We start from the raw sequence: 16,940 nt of genomic DNA, 5'->3' as shown, positions 1-16,940 counted from the left end.
AACACCATGCGTACTAGCCAATATCTGCTCTCCACATTGAAGGAGACACCTGCCGACGCCGAAGTGATCAGCCACCAGTTGATGCTACGCGCCGGGATGATCCGCAAGCTGGCCTCCGGTCTTTATACCTGGTTGCCGACCGGTCTGCGTGTTCTGAAGAAGGTTGAAAACATCGTTCGCGAAGAAATGAACAATGCTAATGCGATCGAAGTTTCCATGCCGGTAGTCCAGCCCGCAGATCTGTGGCTGGAAAGCGGCCGTTGGGAGCAGTATGGCCCGGAATTACTGCGCTTTGTTGATCGCGGCGATCGTCCGTTTGTGCTTGGCCCGACACACGAAGAAGTGATCACCGATCTGATCCGCAATGAAATCAGCTCCTACAAACAGTTACCGCTGAACTTCTTCCAGATCCAGACCAAATTCCGCGATGAAGTGCGCCCACGTTTTGGCGTTATGCGCTCACGTGAATTCCTGATGAAGGATGCTTATTCGTTCCACACCACTCAGGAATCCCTGCAAGCGACCTACGACGCAATGTACGAAGCTTACAGCAAGATCTTCAACCGCATGGGGCTGGATTTCCGCCCAGTACTTGCCGACACCGGTTCTATTGGCGGCAGTGCATCACACGAATTCCAGGTTCTGGCAGATAGCGGTGAAGATGATATCGTTTTCTCTACCGGCTCCGATTATGCCGCCAACATTGAACTGGCCGAGGCCGTAGCCCCGGCACAACCACGTGGTGCCGCAAGCGAAGAACTGCGCATCATCGATACGCCAAACGCCAAAACCATCGCCGAACTGGTAGAACAGTTCTCATTGCCAGTTGAAAAAACGGTGAAAACCCTGATGGTACACGCCCATGAAGAGAGCGGCCACAAGCTGGTTGCCCTGTTGGTGCGTGGCGATCACGAACTGAATGAAATCAAGGCCGAGAAGCTGCCACAGGTAGCGGTTCCACTGACCTTCGCCACGGAAGAAGAGATCCGCGCTCTCGTTGGCGCTGGCCCAGGCTCTCTTGGCCCGGTTAATCTGCCACTCCCCGTGGTTATCGATCGTAGCGTAGCAGCGATGAGTGATTTCGCTGCCGGTGCCAATATCGACGGTAAACACTACTTCGGTATCAACTGGGAGCGCGATTTGCCGTTACCGCAGATTGCCGATATCCGTAACGTGGTAGAAGGCGACGCCAGCCCGGATGGTAAAGGAACACTGCTGATCAAGCGCGGTATCGAAGTTGGCCACATATTCCAACTGGGTACCAAGTACTCGGAGGCGATGAAAGCCACCGTGCAGGGTGAAGATGGCCGCAATCAAGTACTGACCATGGGCTGTTACGGCATCGGTGTCACGCGCGTGGTTGCTGCAGCTATCGAACAGAACCACGACGATCGCGGCATTATCTGGCCGGACGCTATTGCTCCGTTCCAGGTTGCCATTCTGCCAATGAATATGCACAAATCATTCCGTGTGCAAGCATTGGCCGAAGAGCTGTATGGCACGCTGCGTTCACACGGCATCGACGTGATCCTCGACGATCGCAAAGAGCGCCCAGGCGTGATGTTTGCCGATATGGAACTGATCGGCGTGCCGCACTCCATCGTGATCGGTGACCGTAACCTCGATAGCGAAGAAATTGAATATAAAAACCGCCGCATTGGTGAGAAGCAGATGATCAGAACCGGTGAAATCGTTGATTTCCTGTTAGCGCAAATCAAACGCTGATATCATCAGAGCGGTACAAAAAACACCCTGCCAAGCGGGGTGTTTTGCTAAGGAAGCATACGATTAAGGGATTAAGAAATGCCGTTATCCTACAACTCAGCTATCTCGCTATTCATACTGCTGCCCACTTTGCTCACCGGCTGTACTATGGATATTGCACTGTCTGAAAAAGAGAAACACACTCCGCTCCATCCCGTAAATATCCAGTTCCAGTCCATGAGTTCAGCACCACGGGACACCTTCCGCGAAGTTGATGAAACACAGTTGCAGGAAGGGGATCTGCTGTTTTCTTCCACCATCGGCATAACGTCACTGGGGATCCGCTTATTCAGTGCATCTTCCGTCAGCCATGTCGCTATCTATATTGGCCAAGGCCAGGTTGCCGAAGCGGTGGGCGATGGCGTACAAATTGTCAGCCTGGAGGACACGCGAGCCCATAGTGATAAGCTGTTCGCTTTGCGCATGCCGGGGTTGACCCCCGAACAGACCGATAAAATTCGTCAATTTGCCCAACAGAAAGCAGGTAGCCAATATAACTATCAAGGGATTGTCGAAATGATGCCCTTTATGTTGACCAAACAGCTTTGCTCGTTAAATCCTTTCTCGAAAGACTTCCGCCAGCAATGTGTACAAGGGTTGGCTGCGGCCCAGCTACGTACGCCAACCGGTACCGACGAATCCAGCTATTTCTGTTCGCAGTTTGTGCTCGCCGCCTTTGAGCAGGCAGGGCACCCTCTCACGGTGGCTTCATCTGGCTGGGTCAGCCCAGGGGATTTACTGCATATGCGGGAAGGTGATATTGCCACGATGGCCCCTAACGAGTCGCTGAGCTATGTTGGCCATATCAAGCCAGGTATCTATTTACGCGCCAAGGCATTAGCCAACAATAAAACTCCTGAAACGGCGCTCCCCTCTCCGGCAGAAATGAAGACCACAGTATTCTGATGCATCATAATAAGGCCCCATCATAAATGATGAGGCCTTGGTTATTGGCTCAGTTACCGCATCCCCTGCTGCTATCAAAGGTGATTTTGCCGCCCGGCTCAGGCACCAGCGCTTTTTCCATCTGCCCTTCCTCCATGGAAGGCTGTACGCTGAAATGGCCATTCAGCATCAGGAATACCGGTTCACCCGGAGCTCTGCGAGCCTGCATATATCCTTTCTCCAGCGCAAGATTGTTTACCACCGGGAAAGTTTTGCCGGTCGCACAATCCTGGAATACCGCAGCATCTGCCATGTAGGTATAAAGCCCCTCCAGCGGCATCGGTGTTTTCGGCAATGATTTCGTCACCGGCGCCAGCACATAATTCAGCCGTGAAACAATCGGTGCCCCGTTGCGGTCAAGCATTCTCAAATACTTGCCTTCAGGGTGGAAATAGCGTTTTTCGCCGTTGCTTTCGGTCAGCACCAGTTTATCTGCCGTACGCGCCCATTTACCGTAACTGGCAAAGGTTTGGTCGCCGCCTTTAGCACCACGATAGGTTTCCTGCAGAATAAAGGTTCCATCTTCATCCAGGAATAACGAGGTATCCAGAGCGCTGCAGTCAGCACAAGGCAATAGGCCCTGATAACTCTGCTGCATCGGTTGAAGCGGTTGTTCTTTCGGCTGGTAATGATTATTGCATCCCAGCAACGAAAGGGCGCCTGCCGCTAAAAACAGGGCGATTGTTATTTTCTTCACACTTACTCTCCTGCTGTGTTCCATTTATACCCACAGCGTGGTGCCAGACAGGTTCCTAGGGGCGTACCTTACCGCGTAATGCTTTGGTAGCGCCTTTGCGTACCTTGCCTTCCAGACGGCGTAATTTAGCCCCTTTACTGGGCTTGGTTGCCTTGCGCGTCTTTTCAACCACCATCGCTTGCTGAATCAGCGCCACCAGCCTGGCCAGCGCCGCTTCACGATTTAATTCCTGACTACGGTATTCCTGCGCTTTGATAATGACCACACCATCGGCGGTAACAAGATGATGATTAAGCGCCAGCAATCTTTCTTTATAATACTCTGGCAGGCTGGACGCCCGGATGTCAAAGCGCAAATGAATCGCCGTTGAGGTTTTATTCACATGCTGACCACCCGCACCCTGGGCGCGGATCGCCGTTAACTCTATTTCGTTGTCCGGTATCGCTACGTTTCTTGACAGTTCCAGCACCGGTTATTCCTGCGCCTGCTGCCATTCGGCAAACTGAATTTCCAGATTATTCTCAACATCAGAAAGCCAGATGGTGCCTTCCTGCAAGGTTGCCTGCAGCGTCATATTACGGCTGGCCAAGGCGGCCAAGCGTGCCAATTGTTCATCATCAAGAAAACGAATGCTTAGGTTTTTGTGGTTAGCCACCTTACTCTGCATGGATTGCCACCAGACATGCCCGGCACGCTCACCATAAGCGTACAGCACCACACGGGGTGACTGGTTACAGGCCTTTTTAATGCGCTTCTCGTCCGGCAGGCCCAGTTCAATCCACATTTCCAGCCCGTTGTGATCGTTGCGTCGCCAGATCTCTGGCTCGTCCTCCGCGCTGAGGCCCTTGGTAAAAGTCAGGCGTTCATCGGCATGGCAAATCCATGCCAGCAGGCGCAGCATCATGCGCTGTTCGGTTTCTGAAGGATGCTGGGCCAGCGTGAGCGTCGTATCGTGGTAAAAGTGGCGGTCCATATCAGCGATATTGACCGTGGCTTTGTAAATTGTCGCTTTCAGCGCCATGGGTAACCTCATTATTAGCAGGCAATATTGTACTTGATAAGCTTGGCCTACAGCCAGCGTGAGGGGCTCGAAAGCCAATAAGAGGTGCTAATAACTCCATTATTCCTGTGCTATAGTCATCCAGAATAGAATCAATCTCCGAGAGTCTGTGCCTCATCGTAACCTGCACAGTGATAATGCAGAGATTCTTAAGGGAGGAAACCGTGCAACAATACTGTGAGTTAGTACGCCGTTTTTACGCCGAGATCGGCAGTGGAGATCTTGGCTACGTGCCTGATGCACTCGCATGTGTCTTAAAGGCATTGGACGAAGTTGCAGCGAACAGCGAGCTTCCGTCCTCCGTCAGGGAACAGGCGGCGTTTGCCGCCGCTAACTTATTGGTGAGCGACCATGTTGATAATTAGCTAAAACATCCCTAAATGCCACTTTAAAAATGAACCAAAAATTATAACTAAAACATACAGTTACCGTCAATCGCCGTCAGGAAAGCAACTGGACGGTAACGGTATGTCTAGGCAGCAAAAAATGCTGCTTAAATATATTCAAAACTATAAAGACCCAAAAAACCTTGGATATCAGTTATCAACTGACAATTTTTCATGGATGCTACAACCCGGCCAATCTGCATTCAAGGGTTATAACTTTAAGGAAGGTGTATTAGCCGAGTTCATATAGGAAGCAAAAGCTGGGAAGCATAAAAATTCATGCCTATTGATTGAAAACGTGGATCGATTCAGTTGAGCAATACCTGCAAGATCAGCATTAAACTTTTTATCATTAGTTACTGAAGGTCAGGTACGCATTCATAAAGTAGAAACCAGCACAGTTTTCACTGAAAATCTCAATCTTGAGGAATTATCGAGCAGCCTAACACATGCCAATAGAGAATCAGTACACAAGCAAAACCTGTCTATTGATAATTGGGAAGAACGCTACGAGGCAGCTAAAAAAGGCACTGACGTCTTAACTAAGCGTGTTCCTAAATGGATTGACCTAATGGACAATAAATATCAGGTAAAGCCTGAGTCTAATATCATTAACTGTATTTTTAATCGTTTCTGCGAAGGAGTTGGTAGCACGACTATCGCCAGAGAATTAAACTCGAAGAGAATGCTAATCGGTAATGCCGAGTGGTATCCCCAAAACGTGAACAGGCTCCTAAGTGATAAACGTGTTATTGGCTGGTTGGTTTCAACAAACAAAAGCAGACAGGATATGCGTTTATATCCCCAGATAATCAGCGATGAGCAATTCTCTCGCGTTCAAAATATCAAGAGCTCGTCACAACCATTAGTAAAACACAAGCCAACGGAGAGCATGAATAACCTTTTTAGTGGTATCAGTTCTTGTGGACTATGTGGTGCGGCTGTAGGTGTAATAAAGCAAACATATAAGGGAAAAATCACTTATAAACGACTTTATTGTTCCAAACGCAAAGAGATTAAGACATGCACAGCAAAATCCATTCGGTATTATTTTATTGAAAAGGTAATTTACAACCATGTATAGAAACCTTATTTCCATCGAGTACATTCAGATCTGTTCTGTTGCCTAATACATTCATGAGCTGACTATCGCTAAATATAGCTTATTAAATAATTTCGTTTCAAAATAGACGTTGCTATTTAAATAATTTTTAGTTTTGTTAATCACTCGGACAATATTTGATTTTGGATGTTCAGAACCATTCAAATGAGCAATTTTCAACCATTTTTGATTTATTCAAACAATCTTGATGATTTTGATCTGGCAGTGTGGTTTAGGTCGAACTACTCCCAAAATCACCCCAGCCCGCTTTTCAAAGCATTTCTGACAGAACTGTCTCAGTAACCCTATCCTACCTGTCGCTCCTACAAGATTTAGTGTAGAGTTTAAAATAGGAGTAACGACTACACTGTTTCGTAGGCCGTTAATGGGTAAAATAACATAAGTCATTGATTTTACAATTACTTATTATTGGAGACATTATGTTGATGAGTGATGAGTATCAATCCATCAATTGCGATGACTATGAAAGCCTGGAACTCGCCTGTCAGCATAACTACATTCTGAAGCTGGAGTTACGCGACGGAGAAAAACTCGAAGGCAAAGCCACCGAGCTGAAATTTACCAAGGGCGTTGAATACCTGCTTATCGACCAGGCCGGTAAAGTTCTCAGCTTGCGTCTGGATCACATCCTTAGTTTCAGCCATCCAGAAATGGGTACCGTCGTCGTGAGTCTTTCCGACTGACAACCGCGGTAACACCATCCCTACAGGGCAGCCAATGGCTGCCCTCGTCATTCAGGGCTTCAGACTGGCGTAATACGCTGCCAAATCGGCGATATCGTCATCTGACAAACCTGATACATATGCCTTCATAACTTCAGCCTGCCCGCCAGAACGCTCTCCTTTCTTATAAGCCTGTAAGGAATGCTCAAGGTACATGGCATTCTGCCCGGCCAGATTCGGGTACATCGGCACCGAAATTTTACCTTCCGCCCCGTGACAGGCCAGGCAAGTGGCTGATTTACTTTTGCCCGCCGCGGGATCGCCCGCAGCCAGAGCGGAAAAACTCAACACGCCTGCTAACACCACCATTACGCTCACAATTTTCATTATTGTTCCTCACAGCAGATTGTTATTGTTTTTTCTTCCAGCCAAATCGCCAGGCTTGCTCCCCTGCAGCCACCTGACCGTCTTCGGTAATAAATACGCCAACGGCCACGATCAGCCGATCATCATAGTAGATCAATGGAGTACGGTCGCGCTGCCACGGTGGGATGTTCAATTCCTGCCACAGTTTTTTTATGGGCCTGGAACCGGCACGGCCAACGATACGTACCCGGCCCTTAGCCGCGAAACGTACAGTGATCTGTTCATGCTTTTGCGGGGCACGTACCTGATACTCACCTTCACCGCCCAACAACTCCCCCAACCCATCCGGCAACGGCAGTGGAGTTTTACCTGACCAAGATAACCGCTTTTCACTCAGATCGGCCAGCGGTGGCGGCAGATATAGACGCTGCCGGAAGCGGCGTATCTGATAATCTCCGAGCTGTAATTGCGGTTCGGCATCGGCCTTGCTGAGGGCAACTTCATGCCAAAGTCTCTGCAACCCATCACGCGCAGGCATGGTTACACCGAACATCGCGATCCAACGGCGTAGCAAAGCATAACGTTTAGCTGGGGAACAAGAGTGTAGCCCGGCTATTTCCAGCGAGTTTTCCTGGCACAACAATTGGGCCAGCGGCTCGGCCAACAGCTCATCCAGCAGTTGCTCCTGCTCGGCACACAGGCTGGCACTGCGCGCGGTTGCCGCCGCAAAATGTGGCCAACGTTCATTCAACGGCGGCAAAATGTTCAGGCGCAGGAAATTGCGATCGAAACGAGGATCCTGATTGCTGTCATCTTCGATCCAATTGAGCTGATGCTGCTGTGCGTAAACTTCCAATTGCTGACGTGAGATCCCCAATAAAGGGCGCAACAACGGATTGTTACCCAATCGGGCTTGAGCTGCCATGGCAGAGAGCCCAGCAGGGCCGCTCCCCCGCTTTAAGGCCAGCAGGAAGGTTTCACATTGATCATCAAGATGTTGGGCGGTCAGCAAGGTTTCATCCACCTGCAGCGTTTCACTGAATACAGCGTAACGGGCCGCTCTTGCTGCCGCCTCGATGCCCCCTGGGCGACCATCCAGTTGCACATACTGAACTACCAGAGGGATCTGCCAGAGTTCACATTGTTGTTGGCAATGTGCCACCCAGCCATCCGCAAAACGGCTCAGGCCATGGTGAACATGCACTGCACGCAGTGCGATATCAGGTTGCCGCTGGCGCAATAGCATCAGCAAATGCAACAGAACGCTGGAATCCAGGCCGCCGCTGAAAGCCACTAACATTTGGCGTTCCGCCTGCAGAAGGTCTGAGATTTGTGCAAGGAGCTGATTGGTCTTCATTGATTGGGCTTAGTCACGTCCACATAGCTGCACGTTAACCAGCCCACCGCCATCAATCAAGCATTAACCGCGTTATCATTGCGCCTGGTCACGCCCAACATCGCCGCAAAAGCGTTGATAGATTGGAACCGGGCCGCTGGCCCCCAGGAAAACCATTGTCGATTAACAAAATGAGCGATAAATACACCGCCCTGCTGGGCGAAAGCCCAAAACAGCCCCCCAACAGCATCAGGATGATAATTTGTCATAGCGACCGACGTTGCTCAGCGGCCACCCGCCAGACCCAAAATGAGCAGTGCTGGTAAATGGGTTTTTTTGCTGTGGCGACGGGGACGCGGGGTGGTCGCATAACGATCCGCATCTGGAGTCGTTATCCCTGATTAAGCCTTCATGCTTCATATAATTCGAGGGGCAATCCATCAGGATCGTTGAAAAAGGTGAAGCGAGATTGGGTATAAGGATCAACGCGAACCGGTTCACAGGCAACTCCCGCAGCCTGCAAATGGGCAATCGAAGCGTCGATATCTTCTACGCTGAATGCCAGATGACGCAGGCCGCAGGCTTCCGGGCGGCTGGGCCTGGCTGCTGGCGACGGGAAGGAAAACAGTTCGATGGTGTATTGGCCATTCAACGCCAGATCGCCTTTCCAGGAATCCCGCTCTTCACGGTAATACTCCGCCAGGAGCGTAAACCCCAAAATATCGCAGTAAAAGCGTTTACTGGCGGCGTAATCAGTACCAATCACCGCAATATGGTGAACCTGCCGTAGTGCCAACATAGTTATTCCTCGAACTTTGCAGATATTGCACGGTATCTGCCAGCGCAGGCAACGTCAACGGCAAAAAGCCCCGTGGGGTGGTGACGGGGCGTTTATTCAGTTCGCGATTAGTCAGGCTTTCAGATCGGCCAATGCAGCGCCGTAGTTAATGTGTAGTACCTGCCCTTCGACCACCAGCGCTGGCACACTTTGCACCCCGGCTTGTTCTGCCTCAGCCAGGCGGCCCGGTTGCTCGCCCAGATGCACCACATCCACCTGAACATCCTGACTTAACAGGCCCAATAACTGCTGTTCTGCACTGACACACACCGGGCAACCTGCATGATAGAAAACGGCCTTGGTCATGATAATTCTCCTTGATTCTGGTTATGAGGGGGCGTTTACCACTCACTTGGTTTCGATTCGAAACCAAATAAACACTATGCTGGCCGCCGAGACTTGTCAATATAGTTTTTAATCGATACTATTTTAACAACGAGATGAGGGTCCTATGCTGAAACTGTTTGATTTGCTCGAGCGCCTGAATAGCCTGCAACGAAGTTGGCTACGCAGCCATGAATCACTGGAGAATCTGCCACCCGTGCAACTGAGTGCACTTTACTATCTGGCACGCTGTAACCATTACTCCAATACGCCAATGGCAGTAGCGGAATACCTCGGTTTGACCAAGGGAACGGTGTCGCAATCGCTGAAAAAGCTGGAGCTTAACGGCATGATCGTCCGCACTGCGGACGAGAAGGATCGGCGCAGCGTAAGGCTACAGTTAACCGATAAGTCGCGCAGTTTAATGAGTTCTCTGTTTCCGCCAGCCTATTTGCAGGAAGCTCAGGACGCCATGCAGCAGGATGGCAGCCAATTACTGGAACGGTTGACCCAGTTGCTGCGCCAGTTACAAAAACAAGACAATGCGGCGCTGTTTGGTGAATGCCACCACTGCCGTTACCACCAACAGCGCAACGGGCAGCCATTCTGCCTGCTGACACAGGAACCGCTGCCGCTCAGCAGCGTAAACCTGATTTGCCGAGAGTTTGCTTGAATTCAGACCTGTGGGGCCTTCCAGACTTTCACCAGGTAGCGCCCATCCTCAGTCAGTTTGGCGCCGTGGATGTCTGTTTCAAACCCAGGGTAACGCTCGCCGATAGAACACAGCATCAGCAAGAAATCCAGCACAGCTCTGCTCTCTTCGGTGATCATTTCCCCTGGCATCACCAACGGCACTCCCGGCGGATAAGGCAGGATCATATTAGCGGCCACCTTACCGATCATCTGGTCTATCTCGCAGGTTTCCACATTGCCACGAACCTGCTGCTGGAACATTTCATGCGGCGTCAGTTTCATTTCCGGCAAGACGTCAAAAGCCCGCAACATCAGGCGTGGCAGATCGTGCTGGCAGATTAATTGGTGGATCCCGGCGGCCAGATCCTGAATGCGCATATTGCGGTAAAAATCAGGATCTTCGGCGTACAGATCCGGCAGCATGTTCTTCACCCGCAGGTTGAGATCATAAGCGCGTTTGAAATCCGTCAGGCCACGCAACAGGCTCATGGCCTTGGTTTTATCGATTCCGATACTGAACAGGAACAGCAGATTGTACGGGCCGGTTTTCTCCACCACGATCCCGCGTTCGTCCAGATATTTAGCCACCAGCGCCGCAGGGATCCCGGAACTCTCCAACGCCCCCAATTCGTTCATCCCCGGCGTCAGAATGGTAACCTTGATCGGATCCAGATACATATGCTCGCGGTCGGTGTTACCAAAACCATGCCAGTTGTCATCCGGGTTCAACGGCCAGCACTGGGCCTCGTCAATCTGTTCCGGCTGCCAGATGTCGAAGAACCAGCTGTCGCTCTCTTCACGCAGGCGCTGCACTTCACGGCGAAAATGCAAAGCACGCTCCACCGAGCGATTAATCATGCGCCGCCCCGGATTCCCCCGCAGCATTGCCGCTGCGGTCTCCATCGAAGCAACGATGCCGTAATGTGGCGAAGTGGTGGTATGCATCATGTAGGCTTCGTTAAAGGTACCCTCGTCGTAATCCCCTTTAATGTGGATCATCGAAGCCTGAGAGAACGCGGCCAATAGCTTGTGCGTCGATTGGGTTTCATAAATAACCTTCCCCGGGATGCGCTCGCCGCTCATGCCGCTTTTACCCGCATAAATCGGGTGAAAATTGGTATAGGGCACCCAGGCAGAATCGAAATGAATGGATGCCACGTCCAGTGTCTGCTTGATGTAATCGGTGTTATACAGCAGGCCATCGTAAGTGGAGTTAGTGATCACCGCATGGACCGGCCAACTGGCATTGGCGGTTTCTGCCACCCGTTTGGCAATGCTGTCATGGGTGAATTCATGCTGGGGTATGCCGCCTAAAATCCCGTATGCATTACGTAACGGCCGCAGGTAAATCGGCACGATGTTGCACATCATCAGCAAATGGCACAGCGATTTATGGCAGTTACGGTCAATCAGTACAGTGCTGCCGGCAGGGGCCGAATACATGCCGACGATCTTGTTGGCGGTAGAGGTACCGTTGGTTACCAGGTAGCTCTGCTCGGCATTGAACGTACGGGCGATGTATTCCTCTGCCTCCAGATGCGGGCCGGTATGATCGAGCAGCGAACCCAGCTCCGTCACCGAGATAGAGACATCCGCCTTCAGGGTGTTGGCACCAAAGAAATCATAGAACAGGCAGCCAACCGGGCTTTTCTGGAAAGCAGTGCCCGCCATATGGCCCGGCGTGCAGAAGGTGTATTTCCCCTCTTTCACATAGGTGAACAGCGCTTTGGTCAGCGGTGGGGTAATAGTATCCATATATTCATCGGTATACTGGCGGATGCGCTGGGCAATATCGTCGGCGGCGTTCAGGCCATACTCGAAGAAATACAGCACCATGCGCATTTCGTGCATGCTGACGTCGAAGGTAGAATGGGTATTGATGAAGGCATACAGCGGCAAGTATTCATTGAGCTCGTTGATTTCGCTGCACAACTCCAGGCTGTAGTCGTCCCAGTCGAAAACGACCCCGCAGATCCGCGCATTGTGCTCAATCAGTTTTAGCAGGTCGCCGCTGTTCTTCGGGTACACCAATTGGAAACCCATTGAGGCCAGGGCGGTATGAAGCTCACGGATAGGCTCATCTTTATAATAAACGCCCATCGGGCTCATGATCGCGATGATATTCATCAAATCTTTCCTGTCAGTTAGCTGCCAATGCCCTATAACACCATGAAAAACGGGTGATGTGTATCCCAGTCACCTACAGGTATAAAAAAACCGCCACTCGGGCGGTTTCTTGGTATAGAGATGAATTTAGCAATAGCCGTAGTTCATCAGGCGCTGGTAGCGACGGTTGAGCAACTCTTCGTTGTTCAGACCATCCAGATCTGCCAGATCCGCCAACAGCTGTGCTTTCAGCGAAGCCGCCATGGCCGGAACATCACGGTGTGCAGAACCCAATGGTTCCGGGATCACCGAATCGATCAGCTTCAGCTCTTTCAAACGCGGGGCGGTGATGCCCATCGCTTCTGCGGCAATCGGGGCTTTATCAGCACTTTTCCACAGGATCGAGGCGCAGCCTTCCGGTGAAATCACCGAATAGGTGCTGTATTGCAGCATGTTGACTTTATCACCCACGCCGATCGCCAAGGCGCCACCGGAGCCGCCTTCGCCGATCACGGTGCAGATCACCGGGATATTCAGGCGAGACATCTCACGCAGGTTACGGGCGATCGCTTCTGACTGGCCCCGCTCTTCAGCACCCACGCCTGGATAAGCGCCTGGGGTGTCGATAAAGGTAATCAGCGGCATCTTGAAGCGGGAAGCCATTTCCATCAGACGCAACGCTTTACGGTAGCCTTCTGGTGCAGGCATACCAAAGTTACGGCGGATTTTCTCTTTGGTCTCGCGCCCTTTCTGATGACCAATGATCATCACCGGGCGGCCATCGAGGCGTGCGATACCACCGACAATGGCTTTGTCATCGGCATAGGCGCGATCGCCTGCCAACTCTTCAAAGTCGGTAAAGATGTGTTCGATATAATCCAGGGTATAAGGACGGCGTGGGTGGCGTGCCAATTGGGCAATCTGCCAGGCCCCAAGATCGGAAAAAATCTTGCGCGTCAGCTCAACGCTCTTTTCACGAAGGCGCTGAACCTCTTCGTCCAGATTAATATCTAATTTTTCGTCTTGACGGCTGACTGCGGTCAGCGAGTCAATTTTCGCTTCCAGCTCTGCAATCGGCTGTTCAAAATCAAGAAAATTCAGACTCATAGCATTCCTATTTTAGTCAAATTCCAGTTCCACCTGCTCACTACCTACCAAAGTCCGCAAATCTATTAACAAGCGGTCGGTCGGCGTAACACGCCAAGTTGCACCAAAGCGCAATCTTGCCCGTGCATCTTCCCGTTGATAGTAGAGATGCACTGGAATCGTCCCCGAGCGATGGGGTTCCAAAGACTGACGGAGACGGTTCAAAAGCTGGTCATCAATTTGCCTGTCCGTCAGCGAGATAGCAAGCCCACGAGCATATTTTTCACGGGCTTCACTGATGTCCATTAGTTCGCGGGCCGTCATTTTAAGCCCACCGTTAAAGTCATCAAAGCTGACCTGTCCAGTGGCGATCAGGATACGGTCTTTTTCCAACAAATGCTGGTATTTTTCCAATGCATCGGTGAATAACATCACGTCCAGACGGCCAGAACGGTCATCAAGTGAACAAATACCAATACGGTTACCGCGCTTGGTCATCATCACCTTCGAAGCCACCACCAGCCCGACGGCGGTTGTCATCTTGCCCCGATCCGTTGGATGCATGTCTTTCAAACGCTGGCCACCGGCATAGCGTTCGATCTCCTTCAGGTACTGGGTGATCGGGTGGCCGGTAAGATATAACCCCAGCGTTTCCCGCTCACCATCCAGCACCACCTGCTCCTGCCAGCGTGGCACATTAGCATAGGATTGCTCAACCTGCTCCGGCGCTTCCGCCAGTACGCCGAACATATCCGCCTGCCCGATGGCCTCGGCTTTGGCATGCTGATCGGCCGCTTTAAGCGCATCACCCAAAGAATTCATCAACGCGGCACGGTGTGGCCCCAGGCGATCGAACGCCCCGGACATGATCAGCTTTTCCAGTATACGGCGATTCAGCTTTTTAATATCAGAGCGGGCACACAGGTCAAACAAGTCTTTAAAGTATCCCTGTTCACCCCTGTTCCGGGCCTCAATAATGGCCTCGATCGGCCCTTCCCCCACGCCCTTGATGGCACCGATGCCGTAAACAATCTCACCTTCGTCATTAACGTGGAAGTGATACTGCCCGCTGTTGATATCCGGCGGCAGGATTTTCAGGCCCATGCGCCAGCATTCGTCCACCAGCCCCACCACTTTATCGGTGTTGTCCATATCGGCGGTCATTACCGCCGCCATAAACTCGGCCGGATAGTGGGCTTTCAGCCACAGCGTTTGGTACGAAACCAGCGCATACGCCGCTGAGTGAGACTTGTTAAAACCGTAACCGGCAAATTTCTCCACCAGGTCAAAGATTTTTACCGACAGTTCACCGTCGATACCGCGCGATTTAGCGCCATCTTCGAAGCCGCCGCGCTGTTTGGCCATTTCAACCGGGTTCTTTTTACCCATCGCACGGCGCAACATGTCCGCGCCGCCCAGCGTATAACCGGCCAGCACCTGAGCGATCTGCATCACCTGTTCCTGATAAAGGATGATGCCATACGTCGGCTCCAGCACCGGTTTAAGTGACTCATGCTGCCACTGGATATCCGGGTAGGAAATCTCTTCACGCCCATGCTTACGGTCGATAAAGTTATCTACCATGCCGGACTGCAACGGGCCAGGGCGGAACAGCGCCACCAGAGCGATCATGTCTTCGAAGCAGTCGGGTTTCAGGCGTTTGATCAAATCTTTCATGCCGCGCGATTCAAGCTGGAATACCGCCGTGGTTTCCGAACGCTGCAGCATGTCGAAGCTTTTCTTGTCTTCGAGCGGAATGGCTGCGATATCTATCGGTTCCAGCCCGGTTTTGGCGCGGCGGGCATTGATCATCTCCAACGCCCAGTCGATGATGGTCAGGGTACGCAGCCCCAGGAAGTCAAACTTCACCAGCCCGGCGTATTCCACATCATTTTTATCAAACTGGGTAACCGGGTGATTACCTTCCGCATCACAATACAGTGGCGCAAAATCGGTGATCTTGGTCGGCGCTATTACCACGCCTCCGGCATGCTTACCGGCGTTACGTGTCACCCCCTCCAGCTTGCGCGCCATATCGATCAGCGCTTTAACCTCTTCGTCGGCCTCATAGATTTCAGGCAGCTGTGGCTCGGCGGCGAAGGCTTTTTCCAGCGTCATTCCCGGGTCGGGTGGCACCAGCTTGGAGATACGGTCGACAAATCCATAGGGGTGGCCCAGCACACGGCCCACGTCACGGATTACCGCTTTCGCTGCCATGGTGCCAAAAGTGATGATCTGCGATACCGCCTCACGGCCATACATCTCTGCTACGTGCTCGATCACCAGATCTCGCTTCTCCATGCAGAAGTCGACGTCAAAGTCGGGCATCGAGACACGCTCAGGGTTCAGGAATCGTTCGAACAGCAGGTCAAATTCCAGCGGGTCAAGATCGGTGATTTTTAACGCGTAAGCCACTAGCGAACCGGCACCGGAGCCACGTCCTGGGCCTACCGGCACATCGTTATCTTTCGACCACTGGATAAACTCCATCACGATCAGGAAGTAACCAGGGAATCCCATCTGGTTGATCACTCCAAGCTCAACATCCAGACGCTCGTCATACTCTGGGCGGCGCTGTGCGCGGACTTCCGGATCCGGGAACAGGAATTCAAGGCGCTCTTCCAACCCCTCTTTGGATTTCGCCACCAGGAAATCCTCGGTGGTCATATCACCGGTCGGGAACTGTGGCAGGAAGTATTCGCCAAGGCGGATGGTGACGTTACAGCGCTTGGCAATTTCCACGCTGTTAAGCAGCGCTTCCGGGATGTCGGCAAACAGCTCGCACATCTCCTCTTCACTACGCATGTACTGTTGCGGGCTGTAGTTGCGTGGGCGTTTGGGATCGTCTAGCGTGAAGCCATCGTGGATCGCTACGCGGATCTCATGGGCATCGAAGTCATCTTGCACCAGAAAACGCACATCATTGGTGGCAACTACCGGCAGCCCGCGCTCTGTCGCCATTGCCACGGCGGCATGCAGGTAGTTTTCTTCGTCCGTACGGCCAGTGCGGATCAATTCGAGATAATAGTTGTCCGGGAAGTATTCCTGATAAAACTCAAGGCATTGATCAACCTGAGCCTGGTTACCACGCAGCAGGAACTTACCAACATCCCCCATCCGCGCGCCAGAAAGCAGGATCAAACCCGCTCGGTGCTCAATCAGCCAATCACGATCGATAACCGGGCCTGCAGGCCCGTAACCACGCTGATAAGCCTTGGATATCAGTAAGGTGAGATTCTGATAACCTTCGTTATTGCTGGCAAGAACGGTAAGTTGTGCCAGTTCATCACCCAATACTTCGCTTTGCACATGGAAATCTGCGCCAATGATCGGCTTGATCCCGGCCCCGTGCGCACCACCATAAAACTTCACCAGGCCACACATGTTGGTGAAATCGGTGATTGCCAGGGCTGGCATGCCAAGCGCAGCAGCTTTTTTCACCAACGGGCCGATCTTGGCTAATCCATCGATCATGGAATAGTCACTGTGGACACGAAGATGAATAAAACGAGGTTCGGCCATATCCAGATTACCAAGATGTAGGGTTCAGCTTG

The 16,940-nt window shown here is 51.8% G+C and carries 16 protein-coding genes and 1 pseudogene; 6 read left to right on the top strand and 11 right to left on the bottom strand.

Annotated features, from left to right (window positions below; translation table 11 throughout):
* Nucleotides 1–6: 6 nt before the first annotated feature.
* A complete protein-coding gene (proS, locus tag ACQ86O_RS11230) occupies nucleotides 7–1,725 on the top strand; it encodes a proline--tRNA ligase (protein WP_431225273.1) in 1,719 nt (572 codons plus the stop codon).
* 78 nt (nucleotides 1,726–1,803) lie between these two features.
* Nucleotides 1,804–2,670: a YaeF family permuted papain-like enzyme gene (locus tag ACQ86O_RS11225; protein ID WP_431225272.1), complete on the top strand. Its 867-nt coding sequence runs from the start codon at nucleotides 1,804–1,806 to the stop codon at nucleotides 2,668–2,670.
* A 49-nt stretch (nucleotides 2,671–2,719) separates the two neighbouring features.
* Here the strand turns inward: ACQ86O_RS11225 and nlpE are convergent, their stop codons facing one another.
* Genes nlpE through ACQ86O_RS11210 form a run of 3 tightly spaced genes read right to left on the bottom strand, consistent with a single transcriptional unit; the run spans nucleotide 2,720 to nucleotide 4,427 of the window.
* Complete coding sequence (gene nlpE / locus ACQ86O_RS11220) at nucleotides 2,720–3,406, bottom strand: envelope stress response activation lipoprotein NlpE (RefSeq protein ID WP_431225271.1); 687 nt, start codon at nucleotides 3,404–3,406, stop codon at nucleotides 2,720–2,722.
* A gap of 55 nt (nucleotides 3,407–3,461) precedes the next feature.
* Nucleotides 3,462–3,875 (bottom strand): alternative ribosome rescue aminoacyl-tRNA hydrolase ArfB, encoded by a 414-nt coding sequence (gene arfB / locus ACQ86O_RS11215; protein ID WP_431225270.1) that lies wholly within the window; start codon nucleotides 3,873–3,875, stop codon nucleotides 3,462–3,464.
* A 3-nt stretch (nucleotides 3,876–3,878) separates the two neighbouring features.
* Nucleotides 3,879–4,427 carry a YaeQ family protein gene (locus ACQ86O_RS11210; protein WP_431225269.1) on the bottom strand — a complete coding sequence of 183 codons (549 nt, stop codon included), beginning with the start codon at nucleotides 4,425–4,427 and terminating at the stop codon, nucleotides 3,879–3,881.
* A 203-nt stretch (nucleotides 4,428–4,630) separates the two neighbouring features.
* Here ACQ86O_RS11210 and ACQ86O_RS11205 point away from each other — a divergent pair, with 203 nt between their 5' ends.
* The 3 genes from ACQ86O_RS11205 (at nucleotide 4,631) to rof (ending at nucleotide 6,658) form a co-directional block, all read left to right on the top strand.
* Nucleotides 4,631–4,831, top strand: coding sequence for a YaeP family protein (locus ACQ86O_RS11205; protein WP_431225268.1), 201 nt, complete (start codon nucleotides 4,631–4,633; stop codon nucleotides 4,829–4,831).
* Between the two features lie 592 nt (nucleotides 4,832–5,423).
* Nucleotides 5,424–5,936, top strand: a complete 513-nt coding sequence (locus tag ACQ86O_RS11200; RefSeq protein ID WP_431225267.1) for a recombinase family protein — start codon at nucleotides 5,424–5,426, stop codon at nucleotides 5,934–5,936.
* Between the two features lie 458 nt (nucleotides 5,937–6,394).
* The gene (gene rof / locus ACQ86O_RS11195) at nucleotides 6,395–6,658 is read left to right on the top strand and encodes a Rho-binding antiterminator (protein ID WP_431225266.1); all 264 of its coding nucleotides are present in this window, start codon (nucleotides 6,395–6,397) and stop codon (nucleotides 6,656–6,658) included.
* A gap of 51 nt (nucleotides 6,659–6,709) precedes the next feature.
* Here the strand turns inward: rof and ACQ86O_RS11190 are convergent, their stop codons facing one another.
* The 5 genes and pseudogenes from ACQ86O_RS11190 to ACQ86O_RS11170 form a co-directional block, all read right to left on the bottom strand.
* Entirely contained in the window at nucleotides 6,710–7,024 is a 315-nt protein-coding gene (locus ACQ86O_RS11190; RefSeq protein ID WP_431225265.1) for a c-type cytochrome, read from the bottom strand.
* A gap of 22 nt (nucleotides 7,025–7,046) precedes the next feature.
* A complete protein-coding gene (gene tilS / locus ACQ86O_RS11185) occupies nucleotides 7,047–8,360 on the bottom strand; it encodes a tRNA lysidine(34) synthetase TilS (RefSeq protein ID WP_431225264.1) in 1,314 nt (437 codons plus the stop codon).
* A gap of 92 nt (nucleotides 8,361–8,452) precedes the next feature.
* Nucleotides 8,453–8,604: pseudogene (locus tag ACQ86O_RS11180) on the bottom strand (MFS transporter); the annotation flags it as partial.
* Nucleotides 8,605–8,748: 144 nt separating this feature from the next.
* Nucleotides 8,749–9,138: a VOC family protein gene (locus tag ACQ86O_RS11175; protein ID WP_431225263.1), complete on the bottom strand. Its 390-nt coding sequence runs from the start codon at nucleotides 9,136–9,138 to the stop codon at nucleotides 8,749–8,751.
* A gap of 111 nt (nucleotides 9,139–9,249) precedes the next feature.
* A complete protein-coding gene (locus ACQ86O_RS11170; protein WP_431225262.1) occupies nucleotides 9,250–9,483 on the bottom strand; it encodes a glutaredoxin domain-containing protein in 234 nt (77 codons plus the stop codon).
* A gap of 145 nt (nucleotides 9,484–9,628) precedes the next feature.
* Between ACQ86O_RS11170 and ACQ86O_RS11165 the strand changes: the two genes are divergently transcribed.
* Nucleotides 9,629–10,174, top strand: a complete 546-nt coding sequence (locus ACQ86O_RS11165) for a MarR family winged helix-turn-helix transcriptional regulator (RefSeq protein WP_431225261.1) — start codon at nucleotides 9,629–9,631, stop codon at nucleotides 10,172–10,174.
* A gap of 2 nt (nucleotides 10,175–10,176) precedes the next feature.
* On the opposite strand, the gene ACQ86O_RS11160 is transcribed toward ACQ86O_RS11165, so the two are convergent.
* The 3 genes from ACQ86O_RS11160 to dnaE all read right to left on the bottom strand — a co-directional run bounded on the left by ACQ86O_RS11160 (nucleotide 10,177) and on the right by dnaE (nucleotide 16,908).
* On the bottom strand, nucleotides 10,177–12,321 hold the full coding sequence (locus ACQ86O_RS11160) for a lysine decarboxylase LdcC (protein WP_431225260.1): 2,145 nt from the start codon (nucleotides 12,319–12,321) through the stop codon (nucleotides 10,177–10,179).
* Nucleotides 12,322–12,447: 126 nt separating this feature from the next.
* Nucleotides 12,448–13,407: an acetyl-CoA carboxylase carboxyl transferase subunit alpha gene (gene accA / locus ACQ86O_RS11155; protein WP_021179924.1), complete on the bottom strand. Its 960-nt coding sequence runs from the start codon at nucleotides 13,405–13,407 to the stop codon at nucleotides 12,448–12,450.
* Between the two features lie 12 nt (nucleotides 13,408–13,419).
* The gene (dnaE, locus tag ACQ86O_RS11150; protein WP_431225259.1) at nucleotides 13,420–16,908 is read right to left on the bottom strand and encodes a DNA polymerase III subunit alpha; all 3,489 of its coding nucleotides are present in this window, start codon (nucleotides 16,906–16,908) and stop codon (nucleotides 13,420–13,422) included.
* Nucleotides 16,909–16,940 lie beyond the last annotated feature (32 nt).

It is taken from the genome of Serratia sp. L9 (assembly GCF_050632285.1).
GTDB lineage: Bacteria > Pseudomonadota > Gammaproteobacteria > Enterobacterales > Enterobacteriaceae > Chania.
Note: the sequence above shows the minus strand (reverse complement) of the source record. Positions and strands in the feature narration are given on the sequence as shown.